The following is a 15,756-nucleotide window of genomic DNA, read 5'->3' as shown; positions in this document are numbered from 1 at the left end:
ATGTCAATTGGCATACGCATCGTATGTGAAAATATTTTTGGAGAAACGATGGCGCAGAAGCGGACAGAGATGATTGCCGAGACCCAGGCCAAGCTGATCAGGGCAGCCCGGGAGGCCTTCGCGCAGAAGGGGTACGCCGACAGTTCGATGGATGAGCTGACGGCCCAGGCGGGATTGACGCGCGGCGCGCTGTACCACCATTTCGGCGACAAGAAAGGCTTGCTGCAGGCGGTGGTGGCGCAGATCGACGCCGAGATGATGCAGCGCCTGAGCGCGATCCTAGAGGCCGCGCCGACCGCCTGGGAAGGCTTCGTCGAGGAATCGATCGCCTATATCAACATGGCGCTCGAACCCGAGATCCAGCGCATCATGCTGCTCGACGGGCCTGCGGTGCTGGGCGATCCCTCGCAATGGGCCGGCCAGAACGCCTGCGTGCGCAGCACCCAGAACAGCCTCGAGCGCTTGATGGAGGAGGGCGCAATCCATCCGGTCGACGCGCTGGCTACTGCCCGCCTGGTCAATGGCGCATTGCTCGGAGCGGCGCTGTGGATCGCGCATGCCGAGGATCCTCAGGCTGCTTCGGTCAGCGCGGTCGAGAGTTTCCGTACCCTTGCATCGGGATTGCTGAAGGAGCCGAGCCGCAAGGGCCGATAAATGTGGAGCGAAGGCCGGAATCGCGGTGTCTTCGTCCGATTCTCCGCCCGTGTCTCTGGAAAGATGTCGCTAACCCAGACATCGACGGAGAACCGGATGGCCACCCAATCCCCACCCCTGCCACGCCCGCTGCTGATGGTGCTCGCCCTGGGCACCTTCGCCATCGGCACCGAGAGCTTCATGATCGCCGGCCTGCTGCCGCACATCGCCGCCGACCTGGCGATCAGCGAAGCCTCGGCCGGCCAGCTCGTCACCGCCTTCGCGCTGACCTACGCCTTCGGCGGTCCGCTGCTGGCGATCTTCACCGCCAATTTGCCGCGCCGCCTGGTGCTGGTCGGGGGCATGGCCGTGTTCGCGCTCGGGAACGCGCTGGCCTGGGCCAGCGACAGCTATGCCGGCCTGCTGGCGGCGCGCGTGCTGCTCGCGCTTACCGCCGGCCTGTACGCGCCCAGCGCCAACGCCCTGGCCAGCCTGCTGGCCGCGCCCGAACAGCGCGGACGCGCGCTGGCCATCGTCAGCGGCGGCATGACCGTGGCCATCGTGGTCGGCGTGCCGCTCGGGACCCTGCTCGGCAACCTGGCCGGCTGGCGCGCCACCTTCGCCGCCGTTGCCCTGCTGTCGACAGCCGCCGCGATCGGGCTCGCAGTCGGCCTGCCCAGGTCGCTGGGCGCCGCCAACGCGCCGCCCAGCCTGCGCGAACGCCTGAACGCCGCGCGCCTTCCGGGCGTGCTGCCGACCCTGTTCGTGACCTTCCTGTGGGGCACCGGCACCTATGCGGTGCTGACCTATCTCGCGCCCTACCTGGGGCAGGTGAGCGGCATGCCGCTCGAACAGATGAGCGGCGTGATGCTGCTGTGGGGCGCGGCGGCGGCCACCGGCCTGATGCTGGGCGGACGCGCGACCGATCGCTTCGGCGCACGGCGCGTGGTGCTGCCCTCGCTGCTGGCGCTGATGGCGGCCTTCGCCTACCTGTCGCTGCTGGCCGACCTGGGCCACTGGAGCCTGGTGGTGGTGGCGCCCGGCATCGTGCTGTGGGGCCTGTCGACCTGGAGCTTCTTCCCAGCGCAGCAGAGCAGCCTGGTCGCCAGCGGCGGCGTGGCGCTGGCGCCGGTGGTGCTGTCCTTGAACGCCTCCTTCCAGTACGCAGGCTTCTCCTTCGGCGCCATGCTGGGCGGGCTGACGGTGGCGCGCCTGTCGGCCGGCGAGGTGGGCTGGGTGGGTGGCGGCTTCGAACTGCTGGCGGCGCTGTTGGTGCTGGTCATTGCCCGTGTCAGGCCAGCGGGGCCGGCCGCAATCCGCTCCTGAGAGCGCGCCGTCAGCCGCTTGAGCGCTCGCGCAGGGCGCGCCGGTACTGGATCGCCTCCGCCACGTGCGGCGCCTGCACCGCATCCCTGCCTGCCAGGTCGGCGATGCTGCGCGCCACCTTGAGCACGCGGTGGTAGGCGCGCGCCGACCAGTGCAGGTGGCGCGCGGCGGCGTGCAGCAGCTGGCGGCCGGCGTCGTCCGGCCGGCAAAAGTCGTCGATTTCGGACGGGGCCAGGCGGGTGTTGGGCTTCCCCTGGCGCTCCAGCTGGCGGGCATGCGCCCGCGCCACGCGCGCCGCGATCGCCTCGCTCCTTTCGCCGCCGGCCTGCTCGCCCATGGCGTCGGGCGGCAGGGCGGCCACCGGCAACTGCAGGTCGATGCGGTCGAGCAGGGGGCCGGAGAGGCGGCCCTGGTAGCGCAGCACCGCCTCTTCGGTGCAGCGGCACTTTCCCGAGATGTGGCCCAGCCAGCCGCAGGGGCAGGGGTTCATGGCCGCGATCAGCTGGAAGCGGGCGGGAAAGTCGGCCTGGTGGGCCGCGCGCGAGATCGTGATGGTCCCGGATTCGAGCGGCTCGCGCAGCACCTCCAGCACGCGCCGGTCGAATTCGGGCAACTCGTCCAGGAACAGCACGCCGTGGTGGGCCAGTGAGACTTCGCCCGGACGCGGCAGGTGGCCGCCGCCCACCAGGGCCACGGCGGAGCTGGTGTGGTGCGGGCTGCGAAACGGGCGGCGCCCCCAGCGTTCGGGCGAGAAGCCGCCGGCCAGTGACTGCACGGCGGCCGACTCCAGGGCCTCGTGGGCGCCGAGCGGCGGCAGCAGGCCGGGAAAGCGCGCCGCCAGCATGCTCTTGCCGGCGCCCGGCGGCCCGACCAGCAGCACGGAATGCAGGCCAGCCGCCGCCACCTCGAGCGCGCGCTTGGCCTGTTGCTGGCCCTTCACCTCGGCGAAGTCGGGATAGACGGGCGCCGCTTGCGGCGCGGCGCGCCGGTGGCGGGCCAGGCGCGGCGCGTCCGGCATGGAGGAAAAATGCGCGCACACCTCGAGCAGGCTGCGCGCCGGGTAGACCGCCGCGTCCTCGACCAGCGCCGCTTCGTCGGCATTGGCCGCCGGCAGGACGATGGCGCGCGCCCCTTCCCGCTGGCGCTGCATGGCGAAGGTCATGGCCAGCGCGCCGCGCACCGGGCGCAGTTCGCCCGAGAGCGAGAGCTCGCCCGCGAACTCGAAGCCGTCCAGCAGCTCGCCGCGGAGCTGGCGCGAGGCGGCCAGGATGCCGAGCGCGATCGGCAGGTCGAAACGGCCGGACTCCTTGGGCAGGTCGGCCGGCGCCAGGTTGATGGTGATGCGCCGCGCCGGCACCTCGAAGCCCGCGTTCTGCAGGGCGGCGCGCACGCGATCCTTGGCTTCGCGCACTTCGGTTTCAGGCAGGCCGACGATGGTGAAGGTGGGCTACAATTTGCCAGTGTCGTTTTGTAAGGAACCTCTAATGCCAGTCGCCTACTCTTACATACGTTTCTCGACCCCGGAGCAGAGCAAGGGGGATAGCCATAGAAGACAACTGGACAAGAGTAAGCAGTACGCTCTGTCCCATGGGCTCACTCTTGATGACACTCTGTCATTCAACGATCTGGGTAAATCTGCCTTCCGTGGGGACCATGCAAAAACCGGCGGATTGAGCCTCTTCATCGCAGCAATCGACAGCGGAATTGTAGAGGAAGGGTCATACTTATTGATTGAAAACCTAGACCGCCTCAGTCGTCAACCTGCTGTGGACGCTCTTGCGCTTCTCCAGTCCATTGTGAGCCGAGGGGTGACTGTAGTAACCCTTGCCGATGGCAGGGAGTACACCAAGGAGAGCCTCAGGTCTGACCCCGCCTCTCTACTGGTCAGCATCATCGTCATGTTCCGCGCCCATGAGGAAAGTAAGGTCAAGGGAGAGCGTCTGCGCTCGGCCTGGACCAAGAAAAAACAGGTAGATGCTAGGGGTGGCAAACCGATCACTGCAATGACTCCTCGATGGCTACGTGTGGTTGGCGGCCAATTTGAAGTTATCGAGGAAAGGGCTGCGGTCATCCGCCGCGTTTTCGATCTTGCGACCAAAGAGGGACTTGGGCAACGAGCCATTTGTACAGTGATGAACCGTGAGGGCCACCCAACAGCAAGCGGTTCAGGAAAAAAATGGACGGAGACCGCCGTAAGGCGGATCCTCCTTAATCCGGCCGTCATGGGACGATACCAGCCGTACTCGCACGATCCATCTGATCCCAGGAAGCGCGTTGAACAAGGGGAGCCGATTGAGAACTACTACCCTGTCATCGTGGAGCGTGCGCAGTACTTAGATGCGCAACGGTTGAGGAAGGATGCACTACTCCCCCGCGGCCCTAGGGCGACGACTGGTGCAAACACGATTTTTACCGGTCTGGTTATCTGCGGGAAGTGTGGGAGTCCGATGGTCCGGAAGGGAGCCTCCAAGTTCGACCCAACCCCGCGTCTGCGATGCAAAATGACTTGTGGAATGCAGTCGTGGAAAGCTCCGCCTCTGGAGATGGCAGTGAAGAATGTTCTAGCAAGCGATCTACTGCCGCACGTGAAGCTGAAAGACAGCGACAGGAAGCGGTTGCAGGGGAGGGTTACCGAAGCTAAGGCTGCACTGGCCCTGGCCCGCACAAGTGTTGCTAACCTTCTGAGAGCGGTTGAGGCCGGAACCGAGTTCTCTCCTGCCCTTCAGATGGCCCTTAGAGACGCTGAAAGTCGAGAATTGAAGGCATCGCAGGAGCTTGCTAACGCCGAGCATGAGTTGTCCGCAGTAGAGCTGAAGAACGCTACCCGGTTAGACCATGTTGACGCCGTCCAGAGCTTGGTAAGTGCTATGCAGGATGGTGACAAGGGCCAGATGCTTGACCGACTTCGGTATGCCTTGAGCCGTTCAATCGACCGTATCGTTCTTGATGACACTGACACTCACCGCATCGTCCGCTTAGAGGCCGGAAACCAGGCTCGGATCATCGAATTTTCAAGATCTGACCTGACATTCAGGCTTCGAGTCGGCGAAAAGTCCCTCATGGTTGGCGCTGCAATGCGGGAGAGTGACTCCGGTGAAGCTACGCGCTGGATCCCTTAGAAGGGGAGGACGGAAGACCCAACCGCTGGAAGAACTGCTGTCCATTCGGAGTAAGCACTATTTGCAGCCGTCGACTATCTTCCAGCGACCTATAGCCGTGGATAAGCCCTGGCGACCTGCGTCCATTCCTTCGTGAGAGCCGTTGAAGATACCGACTTGCCGTTGCCAAGGGGATGTCGGTTGCTCGACTGAGGTCAGCGAGTGTGCGCCCCTCCTGCTTCGCCACGTGAAGTAGGAAGATCACTTCCTGGGTTGAGATGGTTGGACGGATCTCTTGATACTTCCGGAGTGCGTGAAGATACCCCTCAACCATGGCAAGTATCTCAGGGCCATGGCGCTTTACATCCTGCACTACGTGGTTGGCATGATTTTCCTGCATGCTAGTTTCTCGCATCTGCTGTCTTGTGTGGCTGTTTAAAGCCAAGACAGATTAGCAGGCAGGGTAGTTATTGAAAAGAAAGACTGCTCGGCAGATTTTCAACTATCTCAAGATGGGAACTGTTCAGCATGGGAAAACTGCCGACTACTTGCGTCTAGTTTTTTAACTCCCCGCCAGTGGAGAATCAGGGATCATCATTCCCAATTTTTCATACAGGTGGCCTCGTAGGAGTTCTGTGATACCACGGCAGGCGATCTCAAGGTGGTCCTCGGTGTAACTGCGGGACAGTGCCCCGGTGGTCAGGTGGGCGACACTCTTGTTTGTGAACTCAAGGATCGCGACAAGGGCAGCTTCGGCTTCCTCTGGGGGGCCGGAGTAGGCACGGATGGCTTCTTCTGGGGTGACTCGCCTAAGTGGAATCCCCTCGATCATGACCTTCTCGATGGCAATGTCGTCTTGTCTTGAAGGAGTAGCCTGAACGAGCCTCCCTTGACGGTCTACAGACAGTCCGAGGAACCCCAGCAGTGCTCGTGCGTGGATCAAACCAGCCTCGATCATCGGGTTGGCGATCAACGCCACGTTGCCCTGCATCCTGGTCTTCCCGTCGATCACGATCTCGACCTTCCGCTGGTCCGGACTCTCGTTTGCGATCTTCCAGATCTTCAGGAACGTTGAGATGGCCTGCAGTCGATACGGGATCCATTTCTCAACAACGTCTTGAGTGGTGATCATGATGCGTCCCTCACCGCGTACCTCCTTGAGTTGGTCTTCCGCCATGCTACAGGGGGTCAAAAAGTTTCACCAAAAAAATCTGAAGGGGTACCACGAGGTGCGTCACCCGGCTTCACCCCCCGTACCCCATACGTTTTGATCAAACATCTTCCTGAACTGGCAGCAAGACAGCCGTTCTGAGTACAGCGTCCTAGTGTAACCGTTCGCTTACGCCCCAAAAGCAGACTGTTACTTATCCTCTAGGAATCGGAGATACTGGCACGTAAGCAGGCTCGCGGTGGCGCGCGCCAGCTTCAGGCAAACTTCATGCCTGCGAGAGTGGCCAAGTACCTTTGCAGATCGAGGAAGAGGGGATCGCCGCGTGTCCCCTGTAGCGTCACGGACAGTTCCTCATTGGCGCTCAACCCCCCCTTCGTGATATTCGCAGAACCGATTACGGCCGTGTATTCATCGCCGCTTTCGAAGTAGTAGATTTTGGTATGCAGCGCGCGACTGCGAGGGCCCACCATGCGGTGCGTCAGCCCTGTGCGAGAAGCCAGCGCTGGCGCCACGCCTTCTAGGGTTTCTTTCAGGTTCGAATACACCGTAATGACGGCACCATTGGCAAGCGCTTCGTCAATCGACGGCAGCAAATCCTCTAGTCCAGGAAGTTTGATCCACCCGGAACATAGGATCGAAACTTTCGATTTCTTGATCAGCTCAGACAGAAGGTGAACATGTTTTCGTTTGCCAGAATTTGTTTGAAGGAGCATGAGGTGTGCACCTTTCATTGGGCGATCAGGTTTTGATCCGCTCGCGCGGGTCGTTACCGCGCAGTGTATGGCGTTGCCTTAGGGAAAGGCAAGAGGTTTAGGCGCTCTTAGCTCTTCAAAATTGCTAACTGACATTGTTGCAGTGCTGGTTACTTTCGGTGAAAATGGATCAGCCGGTCCTGTTGTGTCCGGCGTGCGTAGATAGGAAGCAACCTCCAATCTTAAAAAATTGGAGGAACATGCAGCAAAAGCAACAAAAGCAGGAACTGTCGGCTCGCACCCGAAATATTGTTAAATATTTCAAGGAGCATGCTTTCATCAACGGTTATCTCTACTTCGAATTGATCGGATCGCTAACGGAACAAAACGACTCTGACCCTAAGGCCCTACTGACTAAACTCGTCATAACGACGATCTGTCAGGTAGCTGTTAAATGCTCCAAGTCGCCACCAAGGAATGACGATGAAAACAGCAAAAAGTAGTCAGGCAAACTAACCTATCCCGCACCCTGGAGGTTCACCCTCCCACCTAAGGAATGCGTGCAGGACGCATGCCTACGAGGTAACACAACTAGGGCAATCACAAGAACCATGGCGACACAATTAGATCTGTTCGGCGAAAGGCCGCCGCTGCTGATACCTTTCCAAGTCGCCCATAGCGACAATGGAGGTGGTTACAGTTACGCGCAGGCACTTCTGGCCATGCTCGACGATCCGTTTGTGATTCGTAGGAGGAAGCTCGATGGGTCTCTCATCGCCTCCAAATATGCTCACTTGAGCCTCGATGAGGCAGCGCTGCTTTTCATTGGAGACGATGCTAAGCCAGCACAAGCGAGCGCCTGGGTTCTTGCACTGTTGATGGCGCAAGTCCGCCCGCCGCAACGTGAAGCTATTGATTCAAACCCGAAACTACGCCTGAAACGCAAGGCCGGCCGAGCTCGGGAGCCGCCACCATGTGGGTTATGCCGGCTTGGTAGCGCTAGCCTCATTAGCTAGGCCTCTCATTTATCTGACAATGTACCGCCCAACGTGACGACATTTGCTACAACCACCACTGGCGTTGCCACCACCACTCAGGCTCGGGCAGCGGGTATGAACTCGGTTTCTATACACGTTCGAAGGGGATTTCCTTGACGCTCGTATCCTCCTAGATGCGCGCGATCTTCTTTTGTTGAGGCGGATCTATGGATGAGCCTAGTGTTTTTTCCGCTATATTTGCAGGTCTAGCGTTCATAGTTTCCTTCGTCGCAGCCTTTATCGCGCACGACTCCCGCGTGGCGGCTGATCGCTCTGCCGACAGTGCTGAGCGGGCAAACGATATAAACTTGCATCACTCCCGCTTAGATCTCTACAGAGCATTTCAGGCTTTCCACGGGGCGATAGTGCAGCGCGGACCTCTTCTCACAGAAGCTGACGTCTTCCCCTTTCTCGGTACAGCCCATCTATCCGAATTTTACTTCCCAGAATCGTTGCATAAGCGCCTCCAGCAAATCGCTGATGATGCACTAACCTATCTCAGCAAGGTAGAGGATCTCAGGCAGGCAAACGAGGTTTCCGATCTCCTCACCCGCTCTGAGCGAACCAATCTGCGTGCAACGATGAATGCCCAGCACAAGACGCTCCGGGAACAATGCGTGCAAGTCGACGAACTGCTGCGCACCGAACTGCGTCTATTCAAGCGCAACTCGACCAAGGCCTGAATAGGGCAGCCTTGCCATCGGCCTGAACAGACTGCGCTGCTCAGGACACGTTCATGCCGCAGCGAACTTTTACGTTCAAAAATCTCGCGCTACGCATGGACGTTGCAATCGACTTGACTTTAGAGTCGCTGTTGGCTCGAGTGCAGGCATCACGGTCGATGTCACGAGTTCAACATCATGCTTACGTAATGGAAATTGCTTTAGATAGTTGAGTACACTCCGTCAAACAACAGATGCAGTCGCAGTTATCCAGGGGGCCCCCTGTGCAGTCGCTACTGTGGATAGCCCTTTCCGGATGTACGTTAGGGCATACCACAGCGGACAATGTCTGGCTCGGCAGGAAGTGTGTCCGTTGGGGTTGATTTTTATTTTCGGACAGATTATTCTGCGGACGCCAACTCAACGGACAGGTCTATAAGCCTAAGATGACCTCACCTCAGACTATCCTTTATGCCCGAGTGTCGACCTCGGATCAAACTGTAGAGCACCAGCGCAGCCAAGCTGAGAAGGCCGGGTTCACGCTAGACCAAGTGATCACGGATGACGGTGTTTCAGGCCTCAGCGTCCCTCTCAAGGACCGCCCTGGAGGGAGGCGCCTGTTTGACATACTCCGCCAAGGGGACACCCTTGTTGTCCGCTGGGTAGACCGTCTAGGCAGGAATTACCAAGACGTCTCGGACAACATCCGTGAGTTCATCCGGAAGGGAGTGATCATCAGGACCGTCATCAACAACATGACCTTTGATGGCAGCACTCAGGATCCGATGCAGATGGCCGTTAGGGACGCCTTGATAGGTTTCATGGCCGCGACAGCACAAGCCCAGGCAGAGGCCAACAGAGAGGCCCAGAAGGCAGGGATAGCACATGCTGCACAAGTGGAAGGTAAGTACCGAGGAAGGAAGCCCAGCTACACCCAGGAACAGCTCCACACCATCTTAGGGATGACTGGTAGCAGCGTCAGCGAGATTGCCAAGCTTACTGGCCTGAGCCGTCAGGCTATCTACCGAATCCGAAATGACCCTGCAGCAGCGTCGGCGGCCCTGCAATCGTGGTCTCAGACTTAAATGACTAGTAGCTGGCCTGTCGAGTATCCTCAACCCGCCAGTGCAAGGCCTGTCCATACCTGGAATAGTTCCACGATTGGAACTATAAAGTACTTTTCCGATGTGATTTCCAGTGATAAATTATTCACCTTGAAAATAACAAAGGAGTTGCCACTATGACTATCAAACTAGGGAGGTTCCAAGCTTGGATCGAGCGCACGAAACACCTCGACCTCATTCCTCATGTGGAGCGTCACAACGGAGCCATACTGCTGTGGTTTCTGAGTGCCCATGTGATCATCGAGAAAGCATAAGGCGAGGACAAGTTCCGGCATTATAGGAAGAACGAGCCGACCTGACCGCTACTGGCAGCGTCGACAAGTTCCTGCAATATAGAGGAGATGAGTCGTCTGGACCGCTACTGGCCGACGACCTCTCTTCAATCTGAGGAGATCACCGCTGGGGGGGGCGTGTGTCGTAGTGCCTCAACCCGTCTACTTGTCCAGAATCTTGGGGGTAGGGGGAACTTAGGATTCTCTTCGGGGGTTCTACAGATGCCCCTGTCGATTTTCTGATCAGGTAACTCTTCATTGTTTATTAAATAGGAAACATCTTAGAGGCATTTCTAAGATCACCTATTGTCATCCCAAGGTGCACCTAAGATCACTTCTACCTGGATCTTGGGTTACCTAATAAGCATCCCTTCAAGTACACAATTCGGCTGCACGTCTCCCAGACCTTGTTGTCTCTTTGGTCTACCGGCTATCTACCGCGCCCTCTAGGGTGACTTGAATATTCTTTTCTTGTCCAAGTTTTGATCAGCGCGTCAGTGTTTGCTGATCTGTCCCAATATTTTTTCTAATTCTTCCCTCCATCAGGATCACATATGACCACTACACCCGAGACCCAGGGAGGCCCACCCGCGACCTCCAAGGACCGCCTGTACGCCATCCGACAGCCTAAGCGAGCTTTCAGACATCAACAAAAGCTGGCCTTAGACACGCTCACCAGCGAAGCCTTGATCAAAGTCCAGCACTTGGATGAACTGAAGACTGGCCGCAACGTCTTTTCCCGAACGGTCCTCATCCGGCGAGCCGTCTCTCTGTACCTGGAGAGGATGATCGAGGCCGCAAGATCTGGCAGTGAGGCTTTTCTTACTAGAGAGCGGACCGCATTGCTTGAGATGTCCTCGCCCCCGAAGGCCAGCCTAGCGAATCTGCGGGGCTACAAGCCACGATCAAATTCGGACAATACCAAGTAGCAACCCATCCCCATCAACGCCCCTGAGAGGCCTCTATGCCTCCTAGCGCCATCGTAGAAACCCTATGACCACACCTACTGAATTCGTGCAGCCCCTTGTCACTATGCGGCACCGCTACTCCTCGCTCGCCAGCTCCTTCAAGTCGTACTTCATCGAGGAAGTGAACAGGCGAGTTGGGGCGGCCCGCAAACTTGAGCGCCAGCTTCTGCAGCTCCCTCCGCTTCCGAATCAATCAAATGCACCCATCAAGACTATGAACAACACCGTCATTCAAAAACCATCGTCAGCTCCTCCTCAGTCCAAGTCCTCCAAAAAGAGCGAAACCGAGCTTGCCAAGGCCTTCCGAATTTGGGTTGAGCATCCAACCTCTAGCTACAAACTCCAGCGCCTTATCGCCCACATGGTGGACCATGAGCTGGCCGCACGTCTGTCCCACTGACCACAAGTGTTCTTATCTCCCCCAGCATAAACCGAAGCGGCGGGGCCGTCCTCCCAAGATCGCCCCCAATCCGCACCGGCATCACCTCCAGGACTGCTGGGGAGGATTCTCTAAGATCTACTATCAGCTCCCCCGTAAGGTAGCTCGCGACCTGGATGACATCATCTCAGGAGTATCGAGGCTCGACCTCGGCGGGAACACAAGGCCCGTCTCTAGAGGGCTAATCTTCCGTATGCTTCGTGACCTGCCTGAGATCAGTGTGCGGTCCATACAGGACTACACCGGATACAGCCTGAGCTACGCTAAAAAGTTGGCAACCCTGCTGAGGATCGCGGCGACAGCCTTTGAAAAGGTGCTCACTGAAGGATGCTCCTTCGACAGTGATGGCGACCCATTTGAGGACGACCTTAGCAGGTATGACTTATCGTGGGACGACAACCATGATCTAAGTACGAGCTTGGTCAGGAATAAAGCTCACCTATATAAGGTACCCCACGGAGCGACGAACGATTTTCTCAGTGATTGACCGGTAAGGATTGTTCATCGTCGTCAACCAGGACAAGACAAACTCAGTACTTTCTCGGAGCAATGTGGTCTAAGTGGAGTGGCTCTCTTCGTGATCGCTAGACAGTGTGATCCAAGAGACCATCTCCAGATCAGGACAGGCAGTCTAAAGTCTAGTTTTAGTTCTGCTTGTCCTCCATGTTCGTCCCACCGTGTGGTGTGTCCCGGATCCATGTCTTTCCTCCACGGCCACTTCTCTGACGATCCCGGTTGCTGTCGTCCACATGCTGCCCAGCTGGCGCTGCTAAGTACCCTTCGCAAGACCAAACATCGCCTGTAGTGACGGGACGGCGTACTGCTCGTACCTGGGCAGTGTCCTGGTCGAAGGCCAGATGTACTGGTGCTCTGGAAACTCCGCGACTGGTATGAGGTAGATTTGTTCCAGATGTTCGTTGGCTTGGTCCATGCGAACCCAAATGACGAAGTCGACCGCAGGGGTATGTGCTACTGTCACTTTCCAACATGGATGGCTGCGCTCAAACCGGCAGCGAGTGCAAAGTAGACGTACCGTGACACCGTTCACGCGCCACGTGCGCGGAGTGAGCCTCTCCACCTTCGCTTCTACAGCAGCCATGCAACGATTCAGCTCGTTTGTAATGCCCCGAGTGACGCACCGAAGCCGGAATCGTGTGATCGTTCCTCGTGACAAAGAAGGCCAACTTATGCCAGCCAAGCCCATTGCTGATACCAAGCTGTTGAATCGGAAAGCGTAAGACTTGACCGAGGGGCCGTGACTAGAATTGATCAGTTCTGGAGTAACCCTTCCGTGTTCAACCAGAATGTCGCGGAGCACATCCAGCATCTCGTCATCGGTCCACTTCTTGCGGCGTCGCCTGCGCTCTTCAGCCGCCTGAACGAATCGCTCTCGTGGGACTACTGCCTCAAATGCATGCTCACGGTGCACCCACTTGTTTTTATCGTTCGCTCGCCGTGTGCTTCGCATGTGTTGCGTGCTGCGGTTGAACGTCATCGTTCCTACATACTTGTGGTTCGTGAGTACTTGCTTCACGAGGTGCACTGACCAAGGGCGACCAAGGCCGGTCGGAACTTTTTCGTCGTTCAACCTAGCTGCAATACGAACTTCGGGCATGCGCTCATCGAGATACATCGCGTAGACCCGATGGATGACAGTTTTCTCGTCCTCTGGACCGGGCACATAAGTAACACGGTCGCTAGGCATGTTCTTCCGTTCACCAGGACCCAAGATACCTTTGGGCTGTCCTGACGCAGACACCGCCATCCGACGCAAGCCATACCCAGCGGATCCTCCTTGCTTATAGCCCGCCTGCGTGAGGCGCACTTGAGCATTGAACACCTTCACCGAGAGTTCACGGCTGTACTCCGCGGCCATGGCGCGCTTAAGGCCCTTGATTAGCGTGGCAATAGGTGACACATCGTTAGCAAAAATCTCTGCACAGTAACAGACCTTGATGCCGGCGCGTCGACAGACATACTCGTAGTGCGCAGCCTCGTCAATGTCCTGGAAGCGTCCCCAGCGACTTACGTCATAAACCAAGATCGTTGTGAAATTGGCTTGTCCTGTTTGGATTTGCTCCAACAACGTCAGCAATCCAACGCGACCGCCCAGAGTAAGACCGCTGCGCCCTTCGTCACGAAAGATGTTGACGACCTCATAGCCGTGTTCGGTAGCATACTCGCGCAGTGCTGCCTCCTGATGGCGGGTTGAGTAGTTCTGATGCTCAGTGGATGCCCGAACGTAGAGAGCTGCAGGGGTAGTGGGCCGGCTCAACGCAGCGTCTCCGGTTGGTCGACGATCGATCCTGAAAACATATCAGCTAAGGAGGTGTAGCGCGATGTTGAGTATCGATCAAGGTTGGAGTCCTTGAGGTAGACGGGTCCTGCCGCCAGACAAGGCGCATCGAGCAAGAAGTAGTCTGCTATCTCACTGACTGTTGGCCCCATCCGGGCAGTAATGATGAAGTCGACGCCGGGTCTCGCAAAGACTCTCCAGTTCCGGACGCCGCGCTTAGGATTGCGGGGAACTGCGACCTGAATTTGGACACGCAGATCGCCGTTCAGAATCAAGATGGATGGCTCCGGCGTGCGCTCAATGGTCGAGCCTGCAGCTAATGTAAGTGCTTCCACCTTCGAAACTAATTCGCTGCGGATGGCAGTTAGCCGCCTCTTGGTGTGGACGAATGCGTAAGTTACGGATCGCGGTAGGCCAGCCATATCGTAAGCGCTCACCAAGGATCCGAATGTCCGTACAAACAACTGTGGATCGGGCATTGTTAGGTCGGCTGCAATAACCTTTGCATTCACTTTCCCATGCCGCTGGTGGCAGCCCTGGAGCAGTGCAATCAACTCAGCGGCTGTAAATCGCCGCAATCGTCGCGCACGCTCCGCTTGAGCAGCATCAAAGAGCGCACGGGAAATGATAGGGGGAACTGCGGCCGGATTTACGACCCATTGGCTGTCTTGGTTGCGGGTTCGTGGCTTCGACAGTTTGCATGAGCGGCGGTTATAGGCAAGCGCCCCGCAATACTTAACATTGGTCAAGAGAGAATTGAGCATCGCTTGTGTCCACGGGCGGTTGAACTCGCTTGGTATGCCTTCACTGTTTAGTAGCCGGACGATGCGCGATTCGCTGTAGCCTCCGTTCAAATATAGTGAGTACACCCGTCTGACCGTCGCTACTTCCTCATCTGGGCCCCAAACTAGTATCACCCTGTCCGTAGCTGAAACCTTAGATTCTCCGTACTCAAGTATGGCCCTTGGGGTCCCGTCAGCTTTCAGGGCCAGTCGCCTCAGCCCGTAACCAGCGTGCCCCCCTTGCTTGAAGCCCATTTTAATGAACCGCGACTGTGCGATGAAGACTTTCTCTGAGAGATCGCGACTGTACTCAGCGGCCATGACACGCTTCATGCTCTTCAGAAGCGCCGCATACGGTCCGCCATCGTCGGAGAATCGTTCACCACAATAGACCACGGTGATGCCTGCACGTCGACAGGTGTGCTCATGGTATGCAGCCTCGTCAATGTCCTGAAATCGCCCCCACCGGCTAATGTCATAGACAAGGATGTGGCTGAAATCAGGCTCTGTTGACTGGACGTCCTTCATGAGTGCCGTCAAGCCTGCACGCCGCTTTATGTCCAAGCCACTCTTGCCATCGTCGACATACTCACGGACGAGCATCATGCCCTTGGTTTCTGCGTACTCCTGGAGCTTGGCTCGCTGATGATCCGTCGAGTAGTCCTGGCTCTCTGTCGACATACGCACGTACATTACGGCGCGATCTGGGCAGGCGTCTCGCATAGGATTCTCCAGTTTTTGAGGTAGCTCAACAACCCGGCAAGTCAGATAGGAGATTATAGGAGGACTAAAAACAGCGTCACACGGCCATGACCACGCACCCACCGGACCCTCTTCTTCGCAACGCACGGCTGCTTGCTGCTGCTATACATCTTCGGAAGACACACGGGTTGCTTTACGCAATGCGTTTCCTAGAGGACTGCGGCTTCGACAGCACTGTCACCTGGGAACTGTTAGGTCTTATTCCGGGGGACGTATCAACGGTAGGCTCCGCGTACGAGAATAGGTGAAGCGCCCCCGTTCTCCTAGCTACTTCTCCAAGAGGCGAGAGTTACACTGCGATGGAGCAATGGCAGATTGTTGCCAACAATGGTGAGCGAGGGCAGTCCGTTGGCGAGATGCACTTCGACGCTGACGGCGGGGGCTTCCATGCCGGCGAGGGCGCGGCTGCGGAGGACGGCAAGGCTCATGAGGCTCCTGGCGAAAGGCGGGACTGGCCAGATGATGGCAGCACCAGGGCGGCGCTCATTGAGCCG

The 15,756-nt window shown here is 58.0% G+C and carries 12 protein-coding genes and 2 pseudogenes; 7 read left to right on the top strand and 7 right to left on the bottom strand.

Translation table 11 applies throughout. From position 1 onward, the window contains the following. Positions 1-48: 48 nt before the first annotated feature. A complete protein-coding gene (locus tag B0920_RS14705) occupies positions 49-654 on the top strand; it encodes a TetR/AcrR family transcriptional regulator (RefSeq protein ID WP_078033221.1) in 606 nt (201 codons plus the stop codon). A gap of 96 nt (positions 655-750) precedes the next feature. Then, positions 751-1,959, top strand: coding sequence for an MFS transporter (locus tag B0920_RS14700; protein ID WP_078033220.1), 1,209 nt, complete (start codon positions 751-753; stop codon positions 1,957-1,959). 10 nt (positions 1,960-1,969) lie between these two features. Here the strand turns inward: B0920_RS14700 and B0920_RS14695 are convergent. After that, positions 1,970-3,450, bottom strand: a pseudogene (locus B0920_RS14695) (YifB family Mg chelatase-like AAA ATPase). On the opposite strand from B0920_RS14695, the gene B0920_RS14690 reads away from it, so the two are divergent. Then, on the top strand, positions 3,444-5,078 hold the full coding sequence (locus B0920_RS14690; protein ID WP_179119162.1) for a recombinase family protein: 1,635 nt from the start codon (positions 3,444-3,446) through the stop codon (positions 5,076-5,078). The pseudogene B0920_RS14695 and the gene B0920_RS14690 sit on opposite strands and share 7 nt — an antisense overlap. Here B0920_RS14690 and B0920_RS26540 read toward each other — a convergent pair. From B0920_RS26540 to B0920_RS14675, 3 genes are all read right to left on the bottom strand, one after another. Then, a complete protein-coding gene (locus B0920_RS26540; RefSeq protein WP_373887899.1) occupies positions 5,059-5,391 on the bottom strand; it encodes a helix-turn-helix domain-containing protein in 333 nt (110 codons plus the stop codon). The two genes, B0920_RS14690 and B0920_RS26540, sit on opposite strands and share 20 nt — an antisense overlap. A gap of 228 nt (positions 5,392-5,619) precedes the next feature. After that, positions 5,620-6,189 (bottom strand): hypothetical protein, encoded by a 570-nt coding sequence (locus tag B0920_RS14680; protein ID WP_143745736.1) that lies wholly within the window; start codon positions 6,187-6,189, stop codon positions 5,620-5,622. A gap of 293 nt (positions 6,190-6,482) precedes the next feature. Beyond that, positions 6,483-6,959, bottom strand: a complete 477-nt coding sequence (locus B0920_RS14675) for a phospholipase D-like domain-containing protein (RefSeq protein ID WP_143745735.1) — start codon at positions 6,957-6,959, stop codon at positions 6,483-6,485. 572 nt (positions 6,960-7,531) lie between these two features. Between B0920_RS14675 and B0920_RS25640 the strand changes: the two genes are divergently transcribed. The 4 genes from B0920_RS25640 to B0920_RS14655 all read left to right on the top strand — a co-directional run bounded on the left by B0920_RS25640 (position 7,532) and on the right by B0920_RS14655 (position 11,383). Further along, on the top strand, positions 7,532-7,936 hold the full coding sequence (locus tag B0920_RS25640) for a hypothetical protein (protein ID WP_143745734.1): 405 nt from the start codon (positions 7,532-7,534) through the stop codon (positions 7,934-7,936). Positions 7,937-8,124: 188 nt separating this feature from the next. Then, positions 8,125-8,640, top strand: a complete 516-nt coding sequence (locus B0920_RS25635; RefSeq protein ID WP_143745733.1) for a hypothetical protein — start codon at positions 8,125-8,127, stop codon at positions 8,638-8,640. Positions 8,641-9,065: 425 nt separating this feature from the next. After that, positions 9,066-9,704, top strand: coding sequence for a recombinase family protein (locus B0920_RS14665; RefSeq protein WP_078033213.1), 639 nt, complete (start codon positions 9,066-9,068; stop codon positions 9,702-9,704). Between the two features lie 1,304 nt (positions 9,705-11,008). Beyond that, positions 11,009-11,383 carry a hypothetical protein gene (locus tag B0920_RS14655; RefSeq protein ID WP_078033211.1) on the top strand — a complete coding sequence of 125 codons (375 nt, stop codon included), beginning with the start codon at positions 11,009-11,011 and terminating at the stop codon, positions 11,381-11,383. Positions 11,384-12,191: 808 nt separating this feature from the next. Here the strand turns inward: B0920_RS14655 and B0920_RS14645 are convergent. The 3 genes and pseudogenes from B0920_RS14645 to B0920_RS26455 form a co-directional block, all read right to left on the bottom strand. Further along, positions 12,192-13,697, bottom strand: a complete 1,506-nt coding sequence (locus B0920_RS14645) for a recombinase family protein (RefSeq protein WP_078033209.1) — start codon at positions 13,695-13,697, stop codon at positions 12,192-12,194. Then, the gene (locus B0920_RS14640; RefSeq protein ID WP_078033208.1) at positions 13,694-15,223 is read right to left on the bottom strand and encodes a recombinase family protein; all 1,530 of its coding nucleotides are present in this window, start codon (positions 15,221-15,223) and stop codon (positions 13,694-13,696) included. Before B0920_RS14640 ends, B0920_RS14645 begins: the two co-directional genes overlap by 4 nt. A 359-nt stretch (positions 15,224-15,582) precedes the next feature. Continuing rightward, positions 15,583-15,690, bottom strand: a pseudogene (locus B0920_RS26455) (magnesium chelatase); the annotation flags it as partial. Positions 15,691-15,756 lie beyond the last annotated feature (66 nt).

This window comes from Massilia sp. KIM, assembly GCF_002007115.1.
GTDB lineage: Bacteria > Pseudomonadota > Gammaproteobacteria > Burkholderiales > Burkholderiaceae_D > Telluria.
This window is presented reverse-complemented; position numbering and strand designations above follow the sequence as displayed.

What these genes read in the sequence shown, in the direction of transcription:
- B0920_RS25640 (WP_143745734.1), top strand. Translation starts at nt 7,532, where the DNA reads ATGGCGACACAATTAGATCTGTTCGGCGAAAGGCCGCCGCTGCTGATA.
- B0920_RS25635 (WP_143745733.1), top strand. Translation starts at nt 8,125, where the DNA reads ATGGATGAGCCTAGTGTTTTTTCCGCTATATTTGCAGGTCTAGCGTTC.
- B0920_RS14655 (WP_078033211.1), top strand. Translation starts at nt 11,009, where the DNA reads ATGACCACACCTACTGAATTCGTGCAGCCCCTTGTCACTATGCGGCAC.
- B0920_RS14680 (WP_143745736.1), bottom strand. Translation starts at nt 6,189, where the DNA reads ATGATCACCACTCAAGACGTTGTTGAGAAATGGATCCCGTATCGACTG.
- B0920_RS14705 (WP_078033221.1), top strand. Translation starts at nt 49, where the DNA reads ATGGCGCAGAAGCGGACAGAGATGATTGCCGAGACCCAGGCCAAGCTG.
- B0920_RS14700 (WP_078033220.1), top strand. Translation starts at nt 751, where the DNA reads ATGGCCACCCAATCCCCACCCCTGCCACGCCCGCTGCTGATGGTGCTC.
- B0920_RS14665 (WP_078033213.1), top strand. Translation starts at nt 9,066, where the DNA reads ATGACCTCACCTCAGACTATCCTTTATGCCCGAGTGTCGACCTCGGAT.
- B0920_RS26540 (WP_373887899.1), bottom strand. Translation starts at nt 5,391, where the DNA reads ATGGTTGAGGGGTATCTTCACGCACTCCGGAAGTATCAAGAGATCCGT.
- B0920_RS14690 (WP_179119162.1), top strand. Translation starts at nt 3,444, where the DNA reads ATGCCAGTCGCCTACTCTTACATACGTTTCTCGACCCCGGAGCAGAGC.
- B0920_RS14675 (WP_143745735.1), bottom strand. Translation starts at nt 6,959, where the DNA reads ATGAAAGGTGCACACCTCATGCTCCTTCAAACAAATTCTGGCAAACGA.
- B0920_RS14640 (WP_078033208.1), bottom strand. Translation starts at nt 15,223, where the DNA reads ATGCGAGACGCCTGCCCAGATCGCGCCGTAATGTACGTGCGTATGTCG.